This window comes from Cupriavidus sp. DL-D2, assembly GCF_039710735.1.
Lineage (GTDB): Bacteria > Pseudomonadota > Gammaproteobacteria > Burkholderiales > Burkholderiaceae > Cupriavidus.
Map to the genome: position 1 here is coordinate 198,063 of NZ_JBDKXK010000002.1, position 20,361 is coordinate 218,423.

General features: G+C 63.4%; 17 protein-coding genes and 1 tRNA gene. 13 read left to right on the forward strand and 5 right to left on the reverse strand.

Going from position 1 to position 20,361, the window contains the following annotated elements; all coding sequences use genetic code 11:
* Positions 1-244 precede the first annotated feature (244 nt).
* From asd to ABDB81_RS02025, 13 genes are all read left to right on the forward strand, one after another.
* The gene (gene asd / locus ABDB81_RS01965) at positions 245-1,381 is read left to right on the forward strand and encodes an aspartate-semialdehyde dehydrogenase (RefSeq protein ID WP_160472734.1); all 1,137 of its coding nucleotides are present in this window, start codon (positions 245-247) and stop codon (positions 1,379-1,381) included.
* A gap of 336 nt (positions 1,382-1,717) precedes the next feature.
* Positions 1,718-4,519 carry a FimV/HubP family polar landmark protein gene (locus tag ABDB81_RS01970; RefSeq protein ID WP_346809546.1) on the forward strand — a complete coding sequence of 934 codons (2,802 nt, stop codon included), beginning with the start codon at positions 1,718-1,720 and terminating at the stop codon, positions 4,517-4,519.
* A 168-nt stretch (positions 4,520-4,687) separates the two neighbouring features.
* Entirely contained in the window at positions 4,688-5,527 is an 840-nt protein-coding gene (gene truA, locus ABDB81_RS01975; protein ID WP_346809548.1) for a tRNA pseudouridine(38-40) synthase TruA, read from the forward strand.
* Entirely contained in the window at positions 5,517-6,227 is a 711-nt protein-coding gene (locus ABDB81_RS01980) for a phosphoribosylanthranilate isomerase (protein WP_346809550.1), read from the forward strand. The genes truA and ABDB81_RS01980 overlap by 11 nt, the downstream gene beginning before the upstream one ends.
* Before the next feature lie 109 nt (positions 6,228-6,336).
* Positions 6,337-7,530 (forward strand): tryptophan synthase subunit beta, encoded by a 1,194-nt coding sequence (gene trpB, locus ABDB81_RS01985; RefSeq protein ID WP_137923132.1) that lies wholly within the window; start codon positions 6,337-6,339, stop codon positions 7,528-7,530.
* Positions 7,530-8,474, forward strand: coding sequence for a site-specific DNA-methyltransferase (locus tag ABDB81_RS01990; protein WP_346809551.1), 945 nt, complete (start codon positions 7,530-7,532; stop codon positions 8,472-8,474). The genes trpB and ABDB81_RS01990 overlap by 1 nt, the downstream gene beginning before the upstream one ends.
* 17 nt (positions 8,475-8,491) lie before the next feature.
* Positions 8,492-9,289, forward strand: a complete 798-nt coding sequence (gene trpA, locus ABDB81_RS01995; protein ID WP_137923130.1) for a tryptophan synthase subunit alpha — start codon at positions 8,492-8,494, stop codon at positions 9,287-9,289.
* Between the two features lie 173 nt (positions 9,290-9,462).
* Complete coding sequence (gene accD, locus ABDB81_RS02000; RefSeq protein ID WP_346809553.1) at positions 9,463-10,335, forward strand: acetyl-CoA carboxylase, carboxyltransferase subunit beta; 873 nt, start codon at positions 9,463-9,465, stop codon at positions 10,333-10,335.
* A 79-nt stretch (positions 10,336-10,414) separates the two neighbouring features.
* A complete protein-coding gene (gene folC, locus ABDB81_RS02005; RefSeq protein WP_137923128.1) occupies positions 10,415-11,725 on the forward strand; it encodes a bifunctional tetrahydrofolate synthase/dihydrofolate synthase in 1,311 nt (436 codons plus the stop codon).
* Between the two features lie 70 nt (positions 11,726-11,795).
* On the forward strand, positions 11,796-12,527 hold the full coding sequence (locus ABDB81_RS02010) for an SPOR domain-containing protein (RefSeq protein WP_346809555.1): 732 nt from the start codon (positions 11,796-11,798) through the stop codon (positions 12,525-12,527).
* Positions 12,528-12,611: 84 nt separating this feature from the next.
* The gene (locus ABDB81_RS02015) at positions 12,612-13,109 is read left to right on the forward strand and encodes a CvpA family protein (RefSeq protein WP_137923126.1); all 498 of its coding nucleotides are present in this window, start codon (positions 12,612-12,614) and stop codon (positions 13,107-13,109) included.
* A gap of 142 nt (positions 13,110-13,251) precedes the next feature.
* Positions 13,252-14,778: an amidophosphoribosyltransferase gene (purF, locus tag ABDB81_RS02020; protein ID WP_137923125.1), complete on the forward strand. Its 1,527-nt coding sequence runs from the start codon at positions 13,252-13,254 to the stop codon at positions 14,776-14,778.
* 36 nt (positions 14,779-14,814) lie between these two features.
* On the forward strand, positions 14,815-16,023 hold the full coding sequence (locus ABDB81_RS02025; protein WP_346809557.1) for an O-succinylhomoserine sulfhydrylase: 1,209 nt from the start codon (positions 14,815-14,817) through the stop codon (positions 16,021-16,023).
* 173 nt (positions 16,024-16,196) lie between these two features.
* On the opposite strand, the gene ABDB81_RS02030 is transcribed toward ABDB81_RS02025, so the two are convergent.
* The 5 genes from ABDB81_RS02030 to ABDB81_RS02050 form a co-directional block, all read right to left on the reverse strand.
* Positions 16,197-17,048, reverse strand: coding sequence for an ABC transporter permease (locus ABDB81_RS02030; protein WP_283205131.1), 852 nt, complete (start codon positions 17,046-17,048; stop codon positions 16,197-16,199).
* A gap of 33 nt (positions 17,049-17,081) precedes the next feature.
* On the reverse strand, positions 17,082-18,026 hold the full coding sequence (gene nodI, locus ABDB81_RS02035) for a nodulation factor ABC transporter ATP-binding protein NodI (protein WP_346809558.1): 945 nt from the start codon (positions 18,024-18,026) through the stop codon (positions 17,082-17,084).
* Between the two features lie 129 nt (positions 18,027-18,155).
* Complete coding sequence (gene rpsU, locus ABDB81_RS02040; protein WP_008648415.1) at positions 18,156-18,368, reverse strand: 30S ribosomal protein S21; 213 nt, start codon at positions 18,366-18,368, stop codon at positions 18,156-18,158.
* Positions 18,369-18,806: 438 nt separating this feature from the next.
* Positions 18,807-18,882, reverse strand: a tRNA-Asn gene (locus tag ABDB81_RS02045).
* Positions 18,883-19,125: 243 nt separating this feature from the next.
* Entirely contained in the window at positions 19,126-20,229 is a 1,104-nt protein-coding gene (locus tag ABDB81_RS02050) for an NAD(P)/FAD-dependent oxidoreductase (RefSeq protein ID WP_137923122.1), read from the reverse strand.
* Between the last annotated feature and the right edge of the window lie 132 nt (positions 20,230-20,361).

Genomic DNA, 20,361 nt, shown 5'->3' on the forward strand with positions numbered 1-20,361 from the left:
CTCTCCCGTCATGGCCCGAATCCCCCAGTCCTATCTGACTGTTTCCGCTGCAGCCGCCACTATCATTACAGTGCGTGGCGCGATCGGCATGGATTCGCACAGCCTGGCGGTTACCGCCACGACGATTAAAACCATTACCAAAACGATCCCCTAAGATCGTTCGTCGTGCCTGCCCGTCTTCCCCGCGCAGCCACGCCGGGCGAGGAAAATGGCGGGGAAGTTTACATCACATCCGAGGTAAGTCATGATTGTAGGTCTCGTCGGTTGGCGAGGAATGGTCGGCAGCGTCCTGATGCAGCGCATGCAGGAAGAGGGCGATTTCGACCATATCGAGCCCATTTTCTTCAGCACGTCCAACGCAGGCGGCAAGGCCCCGGCGATGGCGAAGAATGAAATCACGCTGAAAGATGCGAACGACATCGAGGCACTGAAGAAGTGCGACGTGGTGCTCACCGCCCAGGGTGGCGACTACACGAACGATGTGTTTCCGCGCCTGCGCGCCGCTGGCTGGAACGGCTACTGGATTGATGCGGCTTCGTCGCTGCGCATGAAGGACGATGCGATCATCGTGCTGGACCCGGTCAACCTGGGTGTGATCAAGGATGCGCTGTCGAAGGGCGTCAAGAACTTCATCGGCGGCAACTGCACGGTCAGCTGCATGATGATGGGTCTGGGCGGTCTGTTCGAAGCCGACCTGATCGAGTGGATGACCTCGATGACGTACCAGGCCGCCTCGGGCGGCGGTGCCCAGCACATGCGCGAGCTGCTGACGCAGTTCGGCACGCTGAACAACGCGGTCAAGCCGCTGCTGGACAACCCGGCGTCGGCTATCCTTGAGATCGACCGTCAGATCCTGGCTACCCAGCACGGCCTGTCCGCCGATGAAACGAAGCAGTTTGGCGTGCCCCTGGCTGGCAACCTGATTCCGTGGATCGACAAGGACCTGGGCAACGGCGTTTCCAAGGAAGAATGGAAGGGCGGTGCCGAGACCAACAAGATCCTGGGCCGCGGCGAAGGCTTCGTGGGCGCCACTGGCGCGGCCCCGATTGCCGTGGACGGCCTGTGCGTGCGGATTGGCGCAATGCGCTGCCACTCGCAAGCGCTGACCATCAAGCTGCGGAAGGATGTGCCGCTGGACGAGATCGAAGGCATGCTGGCCGCCAACAACCAGTGGGCCAAGGTCGTGCCGAACACGCGCGAAGCCAGCATGAAGGATCTGACGCCGGCCGCCGTGACGGGCACGCTGACGATTCCGGTCGGTCGCTTGCGCAAGATGCAGATGGGTGGCGAGTACCTGTCGGCCTTCACCGTGGGCGACCAGCTCCTGTGGGGCGCTGCCGAACCCCTGCGTCGCATGCTGCGCATTCTGATCGAGGGTTGACCCTGAGAGTGACCTCTCCGCATCGTTGCGGGGAGGCAACAGAATACGTCGCTTTGCCAGCAACGCCGCGCCCCAGCGCGGCGTTGTCGCATCTGGAGACCTTTTTTCGGCAGGCTTGGTTCACAATACAGCCGGCATGCGCTTGGCTACGGGGTCGTCGTCACCCTGCGTCCGGGGAGGTTTCCGGTTGCGCCGGGAGGCGGTATGGACGAGAGGCAGGGCAGGGACGAAGTCCGACAAAATATCGGAACTCCGTGCTGCACCGGCATCCGTCTGCCAGCCAGCCATTTTGGGGTCGGGTTACTTTATCGCTACTAAAAAATAATGGAGCACAAGGTGAGTGTGAGCCTACATCGCCGGAAAGATGCGCCTACTGTCCGTCAGCGCTGGTCAACGCTGGCCGTCACGGCATTCGGTTTGCTGCTTGCGCAGCCTGCCGCCTATGCTGCGGGGTTCGGGCAATTGCGGGTCCAATCCAATCTGGGTCAGCCGCTCCAGGCTGAAATCGATATCACCGGCGTCACGGCCGAGGAAGCCGACGGCCTGGCCGTCAAGCTGGCCCCGCCGTCCGCCTATACGCGTGCGGGGCTGACGTACCTGCCGGCGATCTCGGGTGTGAAGCTCGACATCCAGCGGCGTGCGAACGGCACCTACGTTGCCACCGTCCGCTCCAGCCAGCCACTCAGCGAGCCGTTTGTCGACATCCTTGTCGACATGACATGGTCCAGCGGTAAGGTCACGCGAGCCTACACGTTCTTGCTCGACCCGGCTGGCGCCAAGCCTTCCAACCAGGCCTTCGCGCCCACCACGGTCGTCCAGGCTGCCACGCCTGATGCATCGCCGGCCGCCGCGCCGACGCAGGCGCCGGCACCTGTTGCCGCTGCACCCACACCCGCCCCGTCCGCACAGATCCAGCGTCCGACGCCGACCCGCCAGCCGAACCGCGCCGCTGCGCCGGCTGCCGAAGGCACCACGGCCAGCACTGCCAACGGCCAGTACACCGTCCAGCGCGGTGACACGCTCTACACGATCGCCGGCGATGCCGCGCAAGGCCAGGATGCCGTGTCGCTAGAGCAGATGCTGCTCGCGCTGTATCGCAACAATCCCAATGCCTTCATCGGCGGCAATATCAACCGGATCAAGTCCGGTGCCGTGCTGAAGGTGCCGAGCACCCAGCAGGCGCAGTCGGTCAGCCCCAGGGAGGCCCGCCGCGAAGTGGTCGCTCGCACGCAGGGCTTCGACAGCTATCGCAGCCGCCTGGCCGCTGCTGCCGCCGCCAAGTCGGTGGATGCCGGTTCGGGCCGCCAGCAATCGGGCAATGTCACGGCACGCGTGCAGGACACGACGGTGCCCGACGCCGGACAGCGCGATGAGCTGAAGCTGTCGAAGGCCGACAAGGGCGCCCAGGCCAAGGCGCAAGCCCAGGCCGAGGCCGACGTGGCAACGCAGCGCAAACTGAAGGAAGCCGAGTCGCGCGTGACGGAGCTGGAGAAGAATATCTCCGACATGCAGCGCTTGATGGAGCTGAAGAATGCGGAGATCGCCAAGCTGAACCAGGCGAACCAGGCCGCGAAGGCAGCTACTCCGGCAACTCCGGCCGCCGCGCCTAAGGTTGCCGAGACCGCCGCCGCACCGGCGCCGACCGTCGTAGCACCGGAACCGGCCAAGCCGGCCGAGGCCACCAGCACGGCCACGCCGGAGCCGGCGCCTGCTGCTACCGCTGCGGTTGCCGCGGCATCTGCTCCGCAAGCGACTGCCGCTTCCGTTCCGCAGGCTGCAACTGCTTCGGCGCCGCAAGCCGCAGTCCCGGCTTCGGCACCTGTCGCAGCCAAGAAGAAGCCGCCTGTTATCCAGCCCGTGCCGGAGCCTTCGTTCGTCGACGAACTGCTCGCCAACCCGATGCTGCTGCCCGGCGCAGGTGTGCTGGTTGCGTTGCTTGGCGGATATGCGTACTATCGCCGCCGCCAGAAGCAGAAGGCGGGCGAGAATACGGGTTTTGGCGACAGCATCCTGTCCCAGGAAAGCACGGTCATGGCCGGCGGGCATTCGCTGTTCGGCACGGCCGGTGGCCAGAGCGTCGATACCTCGCAGCACAGCGTGTTTGGTGCCGACTTCCGCATTGGCAACAATTCGCACGAGGCAACGGAAGTGGATCCGATTGCCGAGGCCGAGGTGTATATCGCCTACGGACGCGATGTGCAGGCCGAAGAGATCCTGCGCGAAGCGTTGCAACAAAGTCCGGAGCGTCAGGCCATTCGCCTGAAACTGCTGGAGATCTATAACACTCGCCAGGATGTGGAAGGTTTTCGGGTGATTGCAGAAGAAATGTTCACCCAGACGGGCGGGCAAGGTGCGGACTGGCTCCAGGCCGCGGAAATGGGGCGCAAGCTCGATCCCAATACGGCGCTGTATTTGTCTGTCGCGCCTGACACGATCGTGGAAGCCGATACGACCACGCCCGCCGCGGACCAGTGGCGCACGCAGGATCCGGCACAGGCGCAGGGCATGGTGACCGGCGGCATGCCGGATCTGGCGCTGCCGCTCGACGCGTTCCCCGCGCCAGCGGCTGGCGAACCCATCGTGGCGCCGGAATCGGCCGCGCTGGTGTTCGGCCATGATGCGTCGCAACCGGTAGCACGTCTCGACGACATCCTAGATGCGTCCCTGGACGATGCCGATGCGCACGCCGGTGTGCCGCCGCTCGACGCTCCGACTCGCTCGCGTCCGCTCGAGTTCGACATGTCGAGCCTGTCGCTGGACCTGAATCCGGCGAAGTCCGATATGCCGGCCACTCCGGAAGCGGCGCCGATCGGGTTCGATGTGCCGTCGTTGACGGAATCGACGCTGCCGCTGCCCGCGACCACGATGCTCCAGAACGGCCGGCTCGCCGAGCCGATCGACCTGAGCCGCGTGACGTCGGAAGGTATGGGCGATGCCACGCATGGTGTTTCGGCCAGTACGTTGTCGGCCACTGGCATGGATGGGGGCCGCGACATGCAGATCAAGCTCGATCTGGCGCGCGCCTATATCGAGATCGGCGACAAGGAAGGTGCCCGCGAACTGCTGCAGGAAGTGGTGGACCAGTCGCAAGATCCGCTGCAAACCGAAGCCCGTACGCTGCTGCGCGAGGTGGCCTGAAAGCAGGGTAGGGACGCTGTGCGGCCTGAGGTCAGATCGAAAGATCCAATCCAAAGGCCGGTATGATGCAGGGTTTGCGGCGTGCCGGAGTCATGGCCCGCCGCGGCCCGAAGCGATGCGCCGGAAGCGTCCCTTCCGGCGCATTTTGTTTTTGGGCATCCGATATTCATGAACCGTATCGCCATCGGCCTCCAGTACGACGGATCGGCTTTCTCGGGCTGGCAGTCCCAGCCCCACCGCAATACCGTGCAGGATCATCTCGAAGACGCCATAGAGCGTTTCGCTGGCGTGCGCCTGCTGACCACGGTGGCGGGGCGGACCGACACGGGTGTCCATGCGCTCGGTCAGGTGATCCATCTCGACACCGAACTGAACCGCGACAAGTTCTCGTGGGTGCGCGGGGTCAATGCCTTCTTGCCGCAGTCCATTGCGCTGCAATGGGCGGAGCCGGTCGACGATGGTTTTCACGCGCGTTTCCTGGCCTACGAGCGCATGTATTACTACGCGCTCTACACGGGACCGCACCGGGTGCCGATGATCCACGGCCGGGCGGGCTACCAGATGCTGCCGCCGGGGCAGCGGCTGGACGTGGCGGCGATGCGCGCTGCCGCTGGCTGCCTGATCGGCGAGCACGATTTCTCGGCATTCCGGGCTGCCGAATGCCAGGCCAAGTCGCCGGTCAAGACGATGTACGACGTCACGATCGAGGCCGACGGCAACTGGGTATTTCTGCGCTTTCGAGCCAGTGCCTTCCTGCATCACATGGTGCGCAACCTGATGGGTTGCCTCGTCGCCGTGGGGCGCGGACGTTATCCGGCGGAATGGATGGCTGAGGTGCTGGCAGGCCGCAACCGTCAGAAGGCCGCGCCGACCTTCATGCCGGACGGCCTCTATCTGGTGGACGTCAAGTATCCTGAGCCGTACCAGCTGCCCCGCGCGGACCGCTCGGCCAGCTTCTTCCACGGCGTGTTTCCCGACAATTCCCAAGGACCCGATCATGGCGCCTGATTCCGACCGCGTACCTGCCCGTACGCGCATCAAGATCTGCGGACTGACGCGCGCCGAAGACGTGCGCGCCGCCGTTGACGCGGGCGCCGATGCGATTGGCCTGGTCTTCTACGACAAGAGTCCTCGCCATGTGGATGTGGCGCGCGCGGCGGCGCTGGCCGAGCAGGTGTCCCCATTCGTGACCGTGACCGGCCTGTTCGTCAATGCCGATGCCGAGGAAGTGGCCCATGTGACCGAGCGTGTGCCGTTGACGTTGCTTCAGTTCCACGGCGATGAGACGCCGGAGCAATGCGCCGCCATTGCCCGGCGCTGTCGGCTGCCTTTCGTGCGAGCGGCCCGTGTTCGGCAGGGCCTCGATTTGGTAGAATTCGCCGATCTGTACCGTGACGCTGCCGGCCTGTTGCTCGACGCCTTCGTCGAAGGCTATGGCGGTGGCGGCCACGTCTTCGACTGGACCCTGATTCCTGCTCAATGGCTTCCGCCCGATCCTGCTATCCCACCCGCCAGCGACGCTCCTCGCATCGTTTTGAGTGGTGGGTTGAACGCGCAAAACGTCGCTGGCGCGATTGAACGCGTGCGCCCCTATGCCGTGGATGTCAGCAGCGGCGTGGAGGCGTCCAAGGGTGTGAAGGACCACGCCCGCATTGCCGCATTCGTGCGCGCCGTGCGACTGGCGGATGCAGGGCAGGCCGGTAGCTGATTCGCTTGCCGATTGGCTGCCTCCCTCCCTTCGCCACACCGGCCGCCCGATTCCCGTTTTCCGCACTCCGCCGCCAAGACCGCGCGGAGCGCCACCTGAGAGCCTGGACATGTACGACCTGCCCGATCAACGCGGCCACTTCGGCCCCTATGGCGGTACCTTTGTTTCCGAAACGCTGGTCCACGCACTGGACGAACTGCGCGATGCCTATGCGCACTTCCAGAAGGACCCGGAGTTCGATGCCGAATACCGGCGCGAACTGAAGCACTTTGTTGGCCGGCCTTCGCCGATCTATCACGCACAACGCTGGAGCGAGACGCTCGGCGGCGCGCAGATCTACTTCAAGCGCGAAGACCTGAATCACACCGGCGCGCACAAGATCAACAACGTGATCGGCCAGGCGCTGCTGGCCAAGCGCATGGGCAAGAAGCGCGTGATTGCCGAAACCGGCGCCGGCCAGCACGGCGTGGCCACGGCCACGATTGCCGCGCGATTCGGCATGGAGTGCGTGGTGTACATGGGCTCCGAGGATGTACGTCGCCAGGCGGCCAACGTCTACCGCATGAAGCTGCTCGGCGCCACCGTGGTACCCGTCGAGAGCGGCTCGAAGACGCTCAAGGACGCCCTCAACGAAGCCATGCGCGACTGGGTGACCAACGTGGAAACCACGTTCTACATCATTGGCACCGTGGCGGGTCCGCACCCGTACCCGATGATGGTCCGCGACTTCCAGTGCGTGATCGGCGAAGAGTCCAAAGTCCAGATGCCCGAGCTGACCGGCCGTCAGCCCGACGCCGTGATCGCGTGCGTGGGCGGCGGCTCGAATGCGATGGGGATTTTCTACCCGTATATCGATCACAAGGACGTGGAACTGATCGGCGTGGAAGCGGCCGGCGATGGCCTGGAGACGGGTCGCCATGCGGCGTCGCTCACTGGCGGCTCGCCGGGCGTGCTGCACGGTAACCGCACCTACCTGCTGCAGGACGAGAACGGCCAGATCATCGAGACGCATTCGGTCTCGGCCGGCCTGGACTATCCAGGCGTAGGTCCCGAGCACGCATGGCTCAAGGACCTGGGCCGCGCGCAGTATGTGCCGATCACCGATGAAGAGGCGCTGCGCGCCTTCCACGATTGCTGCCGCATCGAAGGCATCATCCCGGCGCTGGAATCGAGCCATGCCATCGCCTATGCCTGCAAGCTGGCGCCGACGTTGCCGAAGGACAAGCTGCTGCTCGTGAACCTCTCCGGCCGTGGCGACAAGGACATGCATACGGTGGCCGAACGTGGAGGCTTGAAGCTGTAATGCGCGCGCTGCCCCCTGACTCGACTGCATCTCAAGCGGAAGCGGGCGGCGCTGCGGCGCCGTTCGATATCCTCGATACCGAGGCCGTGCGTCTCTACCAGGAAGACGCGCTCGACGGCATCCAGCGGATCGCCGACGGCTCGGTGGACCTGATCGTCGCCGATCCGCCCTATGGACTGGGCAAGGACTACGGCAACGACTCGGACCTGCTGTCCGGCGATGCCTATCTGGAATGGTCCGAGCGCTGGATGGACGCGATCATTCCGAAGCTGGCCCCGCGCGGCACGCTGTACCTGTTCTGCACCTGGCAATACTCGCCTGAACTGTTCGTGATGCTCAAGAAGCGTCTGACGATGATCAACGAGATCATCTGGGATCGCCGCGTGCCGAGCATGGGCGGCACCACGCGCAAGTTTTCGTCGGTGCACGACAACATTGGTTTCTTCGCTCGCCAGCGCGACTATTACTTCGATCTCGATCCGGTGCGTATTCCTTACGATGCCGAGACCAAGAAGGCGCGCAGCCGTCCGCGCTTCGAAGGCAAGAAGTGGCTGGAAGTGGGCTACAACCCCAAGGATCTCTGGAGCGTGCCGCGTATCCACCGGCAGGACCCCGAGCGCGCCGATCACCCGACTCAGAAGCCGCTGGAGATCGTGGAGCGCATGGTGCTGTCGAGCTGCCCGCCCGGTGGTGTTGTGCTGGACCCGTTCACGGGCAGCGGCACCACGGCCGTGGCGTGTGTGCGCCATGGCCGGCGTTTTGTCGGTTTCGAGATGAATCCGCAATATGCCGGGCTGGTGCGTGACCGCGTGACGGCCGCGCAGCCTGTGTATGCGCAGATTCGCCCCGATAGCGAAGCTGCCGCATCCGCCGAAACTTCCGACCTGACCCCGGACGCTGCCAACGACGAAGCCGATGCTTCGCCGGTGCAGCGCCTCATCTGACGCCGATGGCCACAGACATGTCCCGTATCCAGACGACTTTCGCGGCACTGGCCGCGCAGAACAAGAAGGGCCTGATTCCGTTTATCACGGCGGGCGACCCCGAACCCGGCCTGACCGTAGCGCTGATGCACGCGCTGGTGGAAGGCGGCGCCGATGTGATCGAACTCGGCGTACCGTTCTCGGACCCGATGGCCGACGGTCCTGTGATCCAGCGTGCGTCGGAACGCGCGCTGGCACAGGGCGTGTCGCTCAAGCACGTGCTGGAGTGGGTAGCCGAGTTCCGCAAGACCGACAATGCCACGCCCGTGGTGCTGATGGGTTATGCCAACCCGATCGAACGCATGGGCGAGGAGACCTTTGCCCGCGCCGCTGCCGCAGCGGGTGTGGACGGTGTGCTCGTGGTGGACTATCCCCCCGAGGAGTGCGAGTCGTTCGCCGGACTGATGCGCGAGCACAGCATGGACCCGATTTTCCTGCTTGCGCCAACCTCTACCGACGATCGCATCGCTGCCGTGGCGAAGGTGGCCAGCGGCTATCTTTACTATGTGTCGCTGAAGGGCGTGACCGGTTCGGCCACGCTCGACCTCGACAGCGTGGCAGCGCGTCTGCCGCTGATCAAGCAGCACGCCAACCTGCCGGTCGGTGTCGGTTTCGGCATTCGCGATGCGCAGACCGCTCGCGCTATCGGCAGCGTGGCAGACGCCGTAGTGATCGGTAGTCGCCTGGTTCAACTGCTCGAAGATGCACCGCGCGATCAGGCCGTAGCGGCGCTGCGTACGTTCATCGGCGGCATCCGCGAGGCACTGGACGCCTGAAAACGTGTCCAACACCCCATGAATCGGTGAAAAATCACGCTCCAATTGTGTCTTTCAATGCACAATTGGCGCGTTTTGCTTCGATCCGACTGTCCGGGCATGGTAAATTCGCGGCCTGATTCCCTGCCGCCGCAGTGTGACAAGCGTGCGGCAGCTATCCGAAAGGAGCTTTCATGAGCTGGTTGGATAAACTCCTCCCTCCCAAGATTCAACAGACCGACCCCTCCACCCGCAAGGGCATTCCGGAAGGGCTGTGGGTCAAGTGCCCGTCGTGCGAGTCCACGCTGTACCGCACGGACGTCGAGGCCAATCTGCACGTCTGCCCGAAGTGCGACCACCATATGCGCATCCGCTCGCGCGAGCGGCTGGACAAGCTGCTGGACGCCGAGGGCCGCTATGAAATCGGCCAGGAAATCGTGCCGGTCGATGCGCTGAAGTTCAAGGACACCAAGAAGTATCCGGACCGCATCAAGGCCGCCATGGAAGACACCGGCGAGACCGACGCGATGGTGGTCGTGGGTGGTGCGATCCACACGATTCCCGTGGTCGTGAGCTGCTTCGAATTCGAGTTCATGGGCGGTTCGATGGGGTCGGTAGTGGGCGAACGCTTCGCTCGTGGCGCCCAGGCTGCGCTCGAACAGAAGGTGCCGTTCATCTGCATTACCGCCACGGGCGGTGCGCGTATGCAGGAGAGCCTGCTGTCGCTGATGCAGATGGCCAAGACCACGGCCATGCTGAATCAGCTGTCGAACGCCAAGCTGCCGTTCATCAGCGTGCTGACCGATCCGACGATGGGTGGCGTGTCCGCCTCGTTCGCCTTCCTGGGCGATGTGGTGATTGCCGAACCGAAGGCGCTGATCGGCTTTGCCGGCCCGCGCGTGATCGAGCAGACCGTGCGCGAGAAGCTGCCGGAAGGCTTCCAGCGCGCCGAGTTCCTGCTGCAGAAGGGCGCCATCGACATGATTGTCGACCGCCGCCGCCTGCGCGCGGAACTGGCGCAACTGCTGGCACTGCTGCAGAAGCAGCCGGCCGACGCGGTAGCCTGACGCGGTAGCGTGATTTGCAGGACAATGGCGCGGGTGCCATCACCCGCGCCATTTTCTTTTTGTGTGTCGTCCATCAGCAATGCCCATCTTCCACACTCTCCCCGACTGGCTGCAACACCTCGAAACCGCCCATCCTGTGGGCATCGACATGGGTTTGACGCGGATTTCGCGCGTCAAGGAGGCGCTGGGCCTGCGCATCGACGCCGTGGTCTTCACGGTGGGCGGCACCAACGGCAAGGGTTCGACCTGCGCGATGCTCGAACGCATCCTGCTGGAAGCCGGCTACAAGGTGGGCCTGCATACGTCGCCGCACCTGATTTCGTTCAACGAGCGTGCGCGCCTGAATGGCGAGCAGGCCACCGATGCACAACTGCTGCCGCACTTCGAGGCCGTGGAACGCGCCCGGACGAGCTTTGCCGATCCGGTCAGCCTGACGTATTTCGAATTCACGACGCTTGCGATCATCCACATGTTCGCCAACGCTGGCCTCGACGCCATCGTCCTTGAAGTGGGGCTGGGCGGCCGGCTGGATGCCACGAACGTGATCGATACGGATTGCGCGGTGATTACCAGCGTCGACATCGATCACACCGAGTACCTGGGCGACACCCGCGAGAAGATTGGCTACGAGAAGGCGGGCATTTTCCGCCCGAATGTGCCGGCGATCTGTGGCGACCCCGTGCCGCCCCAGTCGATGATCGACCACGCGGAAGCGATCGGCGCCGATCTCTGGCTGGTAGGGCGCGACTTCCGCCATCAGGCCGCGCCGGGGCAGGAGCGCCAGCAGTGGGACTGGACTGGCCGCGAGCGCAAGCTCAATGGTCTCGGCTATCCGGCCTTGCGCGGCGCGAACCAGTTGCTGAATGCGTCGGCGGCGCTGGCAGCGCTGCAGGCCATGCGCCCGCACCTGCCGGTGAGCGCGCAGGAAGTGCGCAATGGCCTGGCATTCGTCGAACTGCCGGGACGATTCCAGGTGATGCCGGGTCGTCCGGCTGTCATCCTCGATGTGGCACATAATCCGCATGCCTCGGCCACGCTGGGCCAGAATCTCGACAACATGGGATTCTTCCGCTACACGTACGCGGTGTTCGGCGCGATGGCGGACAAGGACATTGCCGGGGTATTGCAGCAGGTGGCCGACAAGGTGGATCACTGGTGCATGTGCGACCTGCCCACGCCGCGTGCCGCGAGCGGCGCCGACCTGCGGGCTGCGCTCGACACCACCGGCTTCCACGAAGGTCCCGACAACACGGTAGCGTTGTTCCCTAGCCCGGAATTGGCCTATCGCGATGCCATCGGGAGAGCCACCGAGAATGATAGAATCCTGGTCTTCGGGTCGTTCTACACCGTAGCGGGCGTGCTGGCCTACCGTGCCACGCAGGCCAACTAATTCGCTGACGGCGCTGCCACCCCATCGGCAGCCTGAATGACATCGCACCGAACACCAACATTGGGCATCTATGGGCCTGCTTTCGCTGTTTTCGTCCCGCAAGGGCAATGACCCGGCTCCCGAACGCGGTCGCCGCACACGGGCAGATTCCGGCTCCGGCATCGGTGCATCGCGCCGTACGGCGGACGACTACGCCGACCGGGCCGACGACAGCCTCGACCCCGACTTCCCGCAAAAGCAACGCGCCCGCCGCCGTTTGATCGGCGCCGTGGTGCTGCTGGCCGCGGCGGTCATCGTGCTGCCGATCGTGTTCGAGCACAAGCCGCGCCCGGTCTCCGAAGACGTGGCCGTCAAGGTTGCCAACGGGCAGGGCGGCATGCAGAAGCCGAAGGTCGAGGCGCGCAAGGCTGACCCGCTGCCGCCCCAGGCATCCAGCGGCCGTAACGATGCGGCGCTCGATGTCGGCGAGGAAATCGTCAATGCACCTGCACCTGCCGCTGACAAGGGCAAGGCCGATGCCAAGGTTGCAGAGGCCAAGCCGGCGGACAAACCTGCTGCCAGCGCCAATGCCAACACCAAGTACCTGATTTTGATCGGCGCGTTCTCGTCGGAAGAGCGTGCGCGCGGCTGGTTGGCCAAGCTCAAGGAGAGCAAGGTGCCGGCCTACGTGGAAAAGAAGACCCTCTCCGATGGGGATCGCATCCTGCTGCGTGCCGGCCCGTTCAATAGCCGCGATGCCGTGGATGCAGCTGACAAGAAAGTACGTGCCATCGGGCTGACCTCGAAAGTGGTCGAGCAATAACACGGTGGAGCGGAGCGATTTGCGAAGCCTTGCCGTTGCAGGGCCGCGGACCGCCCCCATCTGACAGGGATCGAAGTCCGACGCATGGCATTTACTTTTTTCGACTATGGGGTGGCTTTCATCCTCGTGGCATCGGCATTGATTGGCGTGTTGCGGGGCCTCGTACGCGAGGTGCTGGCGCTGGTGGGCTGGGTAGTGGCCTTCGTGCTGGCCTACCATTTCGGTGGAATGGCCGCGCAATGGATGCCGGAATCGTTGCCGGGTGGCGCGCTGACGCGCAGTGCGCTGGGATTTCTGGCGGTGTTTTTCGGCACGTGGATCGTGGCGGCATTGGCAGGGGCCATCCTGGGCCAGTTACTGGAGACCACAGGCCTGAAACCTGCGGATCGCGGCTTGGGGTTTGTGTTTGGATTGGCGCGCGGCGCGCTGATCGTCATGCTTGTGGTCGTGGTGGCCGGACTGACGAAGCTGCCCGAGGAGCCGTTCTGGCGCGATGCGCTATCTCGGCCCTACGTCGTGCAGGCCATGAACGAGTTGCGGCAATGGCTGCCGCCCGACCTGGCGAAGTATGTGAAGACCTGAGATTGAAGGTCGGAAGTTGAAAACCTGATCAAGACGCGGGCGCCCGGACTTCGGCGCGCGCGCGGTGTAGTACCAACGCAGTTCCGTCGCGTACATGACGGAATCGCGCCCCTGAATTATTTGCCTTTCCTGGGAGTTCGGCATGTGCGGTATCGTCGGCGTGGTTTCCACCAGCCCTGTCAACCAATTGATCTATGACAGCCTGCTGCTGTTGCAACACCGCGGACAGGATGCAGCCGGCATCGCCACGGCCAATGGCAGCACCTTCCACATGCACAAGGCCAACGGCCTCGTGCGCGATGTGTTCCGCACGCGCAATATGCGCGGCCTGCCGGGCACTTCGGGCATCGGGCAGGTTCGCTACCCGACCGCCGGCTCCTCCAGCGAGGAAGAAGCCCAGCCGTTCTACGTGAATGCGCCGTACGGCATCATGCTGGCCCACAACGGCAACCTGACCAATTCGGAACAGCTTCGCGAGGAAATGTTCCGCCGCGACCGTCGCCACATCAACACGCATTCGGACTCCGAAGTGCTGCTGAACGTGCTGGCCGACGAGCTGCAACGGGCCAGCGGCGGCAAGGCGCTGGACCCGGAGATGATCTTCACGGCTGTGGCCGGTCTGCACCGCCGCGTGAAGGGCGCCTATGCGATCACGGCACAGATCTCGGGTTACGGCTTGCTGGCCGTGCGCGACCCGTTCGGCATCCGTCCGCTGTGCATCGGCAGCATGGATACCCCGACGGGCAAGGAATACCTGGTGGTGTCGGAGTCGGTAGCCCTGGAAGGCATGGGCTACACGATGGACCGTGATGTGGCCCCGGGCGAGGCGCTGTTCATCGACCTCGACGGCAAGCTGCACAGCAAGCAATGCGCCGAGAATCCGCAGTTGACGCCTTGCATCTTCGAATATGTCTACCTGGCCCGTCCGGATTCGTGCATCGACGGCGTGCCCGTCTACGATGCGCGCATGCGCATGGGTGACTATCTGGCCGAGAAGATCCGCCGCGAAGTGCCGGCAGGCGACATCGATGTGGTCATGCCGATTCCCGATTCGAGCCGTCCGGCCGCCATGCAGGTAGCCAATGCACTGGGCGTGCCGTACCGCGAGGGTTTCTTCAAGAATCGCTACGTTGGCCGTACCTTCATCATGCCGGGGCAAGCGGTGCGCAAGAAGTCGGTGCGCCAGAAGCTCAACGCGATGGGCGTGGAGTTCAAGGGCAAGAACGTGCTGATCGTCGATGACTCGATCGTGCGCGGTACGACGTCGTTCGAGATCGTGCAGATGGCACGCGACGCCGGCGCCAAGAAGGTGATCTTTGCCTCGGCTGCGCCGCCGGTGAAGTTCCCGAACGTGTATGGCATCGACATGCCGACGCGCAGCGAGCTGGTGGCCCATGGCCGCACCGACGAGGAAGTGGCCAAGATGATCGGCGCCGACCAGCTTGTCTATCAGGATGTGGAAGCGCTGAAGCAGGCTCTGCGCGATATCAACCCGAACCTGCGTGACTTCGATGCCTCGTGCTTCGATGGCAAGTACGTGACGGGGGATATCGACGAGGCTTACCTCGATCGCCTGGAGGCTTCGCGCACGACGGCAGACCGTGAAGGCCCGAGCGGTGAAACCGAGCGTTCGCAGCTTCACCTGCAGCGTTCGAGCAACAACGAATAACAACCAGAACAACCAACATTGGGTAGTGATTGCAGCATGAGCGAACCGTTCCAACCCGAGTCCTACGGCATCGACACCCTCGGCGTGCGCGCCGGCACCCTGCGTTCCAGCGATTTCATGGAGCATTCCGAGGCGATGTACCTGACCTCGAGCTTCTGTTTCGACAACGCCGCCCAGGCGGCCGAGCGGTTCGCGAACTCGGAAGAGGCGTACACGTATTCGCGCTTCACGAATCCGACGGTGTCGATGTTCCAGTCGCGGCTGGCCGCGCTGGAAGGCGCCGAGGCTTGCATGGCCACGGCATCGGGCATGAGCGCAATCCTGTCGGTGGCGCTGGCGTCGTTGCAGTCGGGTGACCATCTGGTCAGTTCACGATCGATCTTTGGATCGACGATGACGCTGTTCAACACGATCCTCGCCAAGTTCGGCGTGGAGACGACCTATGTGGACAGCAGTGACCTGTCCGCATGGCGTGCGGCAGTCAAGCCCAATACCAAGCTGTTCTTCCTGGAAACGCCGTCGAACCCGCTGACGGAAGTGTCCGATATCGCCGCCATTGGCGATATCGCGCACAACGCCGGCGCGCTGTTCGTGGTGGATAACTGCTTCTGCTCGCCAGCGCTGCAACAGCCGATCAAGTTCGGTGCGGACGTGGTGGTGCATTCGGCCACCAAGCATATCGACGGGCAGGGTCGCGTACTTGGCGGCGCCGTGGTGGGCAAGCACGACTACATCATGGGCAAGGTCTTCCCGTTCGTACGGACGGCGGGCCCGACGATGTCAGCGTTCAATGCGTGGGTCATGCTCAAGGGCATGGAGACGCTGGCCATCCGCATGGAGCGCCATTCGCAGAGCGCGCTGGAGATTGCCAGTTTCCTTGAGTCGCATCCGGCCGTGAACCGCGTGTTCCATCCGGCGCTGAAGTCGCACCCGCAGTACGAGATCGCCCAACGCCAGCAGAGCGGCGGTGGCGCGATTGTTTCATTCGAACTGAAGGGCGATACGCCGGAGCAGATGCGCGCGAATGCCTGGCGAGTGATCGACAGCACGAAGCTGTGCTCGATCACCGGCAACCTGGGCGACACGCGGACCACGATCACGCATCCGTTCACCACCACGCATGGCCGTGTGGCCCCTGAGGTCAAGGCCGCTGCAGGGATCAGCGAAGGGCTGATCCGCTTGGCCGTGGGACTGGAAACGGTGGGTGATTTGAAGGCGGATCTGCTGCGGGGGCTGGGGCAGTAACAGCGCTCCCCCTGCCACGGGTTTTCTCCCCTCTCCCTATGGGAGAGGGGCGGGGGAGAGGGCTGGAGGTTCTGCTTGCCGAAATCGTCGCAACTTGAACCGCTGACCCTCACCCCCAACCCCTCTCCCGCTGCGCGGGAGAGGGGAGCCGGCTTCCGGCAAGTATCAAACACTCACCGCAACATCCTCCTCCGTAGCAGCACCAGCGCCGCCACCAGCGCCACCACCGCATAGATCGCCAGCACCACGACGTGCAGCGCGGCGTTTTCCACGGGCCTTCCCAGCATCAACGGACGAATCAGTGCCACGGCATGTGCGAGCGGCAGGACTTGTGTCGCCTTCTGCGCGCCTTCTGGCAGTTGCTCCAGTGGGAAGAACACGCCGGAGAGCAGCAGCATCGGCGTCATGACCAGCGTCTGGTAGAACATGAAGAAGTCGTAGCTCGGGGCAAGGGCCGTCACGATCATCGCCAGGCTCGCGAACGTGATGCCGGCCAGGACGATGACCGGCAGGGCCGCCAGTGCGCTCGGGAACTGCGCGTAGCCCAGCACGCCTGCCACCAGCATGATGGCCGATCCTGATAACACCGCCTTGCTCGCCGCCCAGAGTATTTCGCCCAGGACCACGTCACCGAGCGTCAGGGGCGCATGCATGATGGCTTCCCAGGTGCGCTGGACATGCATGCGCGAAAATGCCGAATACATCGACTCGAAGCTCGCGGACATCATCACGCTCGATGCCGTGGTGCCGGCCGCCAGGAAGGCAATATACGAGACCCCGTTGACCTGCCCGACCAGCAGCCCAAGGCCCAGCCCCAGTCCGAACAGGTAGATCATTGGGTCGGCCAGGTTGCCGATCATCGACGGGATGGCCAGCTTTTTCCAGACCATGTAGTTGCGATACCAGACCATCATCCAGTTGCGCATATTGCGCGGCAGCAGGGGCTGGGGATAGTGTTGGCGAGCAGGTACAGAAGGGGTGCCACCCAGGGCGACGCCGGGACTATGTGGATCGTGTTCGCTCATCTCAATCTCTCGTCGGTCGCATCAACGTTCGCATTAGTCGCGCATTTCCCGGCCGGTCAGCTTAAGGAACACATCCTCGAGGTTGGCTGGCCGATGCAGGTAGCGCACGCCGCCCTTGCCATGGAGCGCGGCCAGAAGCGGATCGGGTTCCCGCACGTAGCAGAAGAGTGTCTCGCCGCGCATCTCGGTGCGTTCGGATAGTGGCGTCAGCGTGTGGCGTAGCGGCTCCAACTCGTCGCCGTAGATTTCCACGACATCGCACCCGATTTCTCGGTCGATCAGCTCGTGCGGCTTGCCTTCGGCAATCTTGCGCCCGGCGTCGATCACGCAAAGGTGGTCGCAGAGCCTCTCCGCCTCTTCCATGAAGTGCGTGGTCAGAAGGATCGTCTTTCCCGCTGCCAGCAGGGAACGAAGCCGCTCCCAGATCAGGTGCCGGGCCTGCGGGTCCAGGCCGGTGGTGGGTTCGTCCATGACGAGCAGGTCAGGGTCGTTGATCAGCGCACGCGCCACCGCCAGGCGCCTTCGCATGCCGCCGGACAACTCGCGGACCTGGGCATTGGCTTTGCTTTCGAGTCGCGCGAACTCCAGCAGCTTCGGCACGCACGCAGCAATCTCGGCAGACGAGAGGCCGAAGTAGCGGCCAAAGATCCGCAGGTTCTCGATCACGGAGAAGTCCGGGTCGAGGTTGTCGAACTGCGGCACCACGCCCACGCGCATGCGCGCTTGTGGTGCGCGCTGAGGAATCGGCTCGCCGCAGAGTGTCAGGGTGCCCGAGGCGGGTGTGGTGAGCCCCAGCAGCATGCGCAGCGTGGTGGTCTTGCCGGCGCCGTTGGGGCCAAGCAGTCCGAAGCACTGCCCGGGATGGACCTCGAGGTCGAGGTCGTTGACGACAACGGTGTCGCCGTAGAGTTTGCGCACATTGCGCATCTGCAGAATGGCAGTCAAGGCTAGGGTTCCCCGAAAGCGGTGTTCCGCCATTATGCCGGCCAACGTGTGCCCGATTGTTGGCGCTTCGCATTCACTCCATTCCATCCGGTGGCGGGGCGTGGAGTCTGGGCGAAAAAAAACCGCCAGGTGAACTGGCGGTTTTTTAGGGCAGTGCGCGAATCAGTAGAGCTTCTTCGGCAGCATTTGCATGCGCAGACGCTTGCGCAGGCGAGCCTCGGCAGCCTTCTTCTTGCGCTTGCGCTCGGTCGTCGGCTTTTCGTAGGCGGTGCGGCTCTTCAGTTCCACGATCAGGCCAGTCTGCAGAATGGCGCGACGGAAACGACGCATTGCAACTTCAACGGGCTCGCCCGGTTTCAGAACGATCTTAGTCAATTCAGTCCTTCAGGATGACCGCCACAGGGGCGGGTAGGTTCATAGAGGGGAAACGGTGCCACATCGGGCTCCGGAGCCTTCTGCGACGGTGGTAATCGCACGCGCCGGCTGATGCCGGGGTGCGCCCCCTAGAACAACCTGCCTGTGGACCGAGATCCGTACTGCCAGTGTCAGGGGTGACGGGCCAAATTTTCCTAGCTAGGTAAAAACTTGGTGGACTACCTGTTTCCGTGAATATTGCGCAAGAAATACGCCGGTAACCTTTTACAGGTATACCGGAGGTCAGTCAAGTACATCAGGGCAATCGGGCATTCTACCGCAGAAAGCGCGGCAAGGGGACGGCGTGGGGGAAGGGTGTGCGGAGCCTGGTGTGGTTCGACGGCGAACCACAAAGGAAAAAGGCCGATACTTTCGTATCGGCCTTCACCTTGAATTTTTTGGCTCCCCGACCTGGGCTCGAACCAGGGACCTACGGATTAACAGTCCGGCGCTCTACCAACTGAGCTATCGGGGAACAGCTGAGAAAGAAATTATAACCAGCTTCTCTTCGTTTCGTCAACAACTTTTTAACGTTTTGTTTTCGTCAGAAGGTTGTCGCTAAAACTCTGGTTTGCTCTGGAACTGGCCTGCAGCAAGCGTTTCCGCCCTTTGCTGCGTTGCCGTATTCAACAGCGAGGCCGCATTATAGCCAGCTTTTTGATTTGTGCAAACAAAAAAATCGCCCGGAGGCGACTTTTTTGCGATCGACCAAAAACGATCAGTCGAAGACCGGCGATTCCACGCCCAGCACCTTGTGCAGCTTCGGCGAGGTGGTGGTGTATTGCATGTGGATCTTCTTGTCCGGGAAGATGTACGGCGCGGCGCCGAACGCTGCCAGGGCGGCTTCGTGGAAGCCCGACAGGATCAGCTTCTTCTTGCCCGGGTACGTGTTGATGTCGCCCACGGCAAAGATGCCCGGGATGTTCGTTTCGAACTTCTCGGTATCCACCTTGATCTGCTTGCGTTCGAGTTCCAGGCCCCATTCGGCGATCGGACCCAGCTTCGGCGACAAGCCAAAGAAGACCAGCACGTCGTCCACGGGCAGGCGGCGCGTCACGCCGTCACCGCCGGTCACCTTCACTTCGGTGAGAACGCCGTCCTTCTCTTCATAGCCGCCAATCTGGCCGACCAGGAACTGCATTTCCATCTGTTCGCACAGCTCGCGCATCTTGGCCACCGATGCCGGCGCGGCACGGAAACCATCGCGGCGGTGGATCATCACCACCGACTCGGCCTTGCCAACGAGGTCCAGCGTCCAGTCCAGCGCCGAATCGCCACCGCCCACGACAACGAGGTTGCGGCCGTGGAAGCGGCTCGGATCCTTCACGCGGTAGAACAGTTGCTTGCCATCGAACTTGTCGATGCCTTCCACCTTGAGCGTACGCGGCTGGAACGACCCCACGCCGGCAGCGATGAAGATGGTTTTGGTGATGAAGCGCGTGCCGGTCGACGTTTCCACGAAGAAGCGGCCGTCTTCACGGCGCTCCACCACGGCCACTTCCTGGCCCAGGTGGAATGTCGGCGAGAACGGTTCGATCTGCTTGAGCAGGTTGTCGGTCAGTTCCTGGCCGGTGCAGATGGGCACGGCCGGGATGTCGTAGATGGGCTTGTCCGGATACAGCTCCACGCACTGGCCGCCCACTACCTTGAGCGAGTCGATCACGTGGGCCTTGATTTCGAGCAGGCCCAGTTCAAACACCTGGAACAGCCCGACCGGGCCTGCGCCAACGATCAGCGCATCGATTTCCAGCGGCTGGCCACCGGTGTTGCCGCCAGCCTGCTGCGTTGCGTCGGCCACGGGATTAGGAATGCTCAAGTCCATATTCGTCCTGATACGTTTGGGGGCAATGGCGTGCCCGGTATTACGGGAAAGCGCGTGGGGACGGGCTTTCTTTGACGCTGGCCAGCCGCTCAGGCTGAATCCGCCGGAGTCTATGCTGGCGCGTCGATCTTC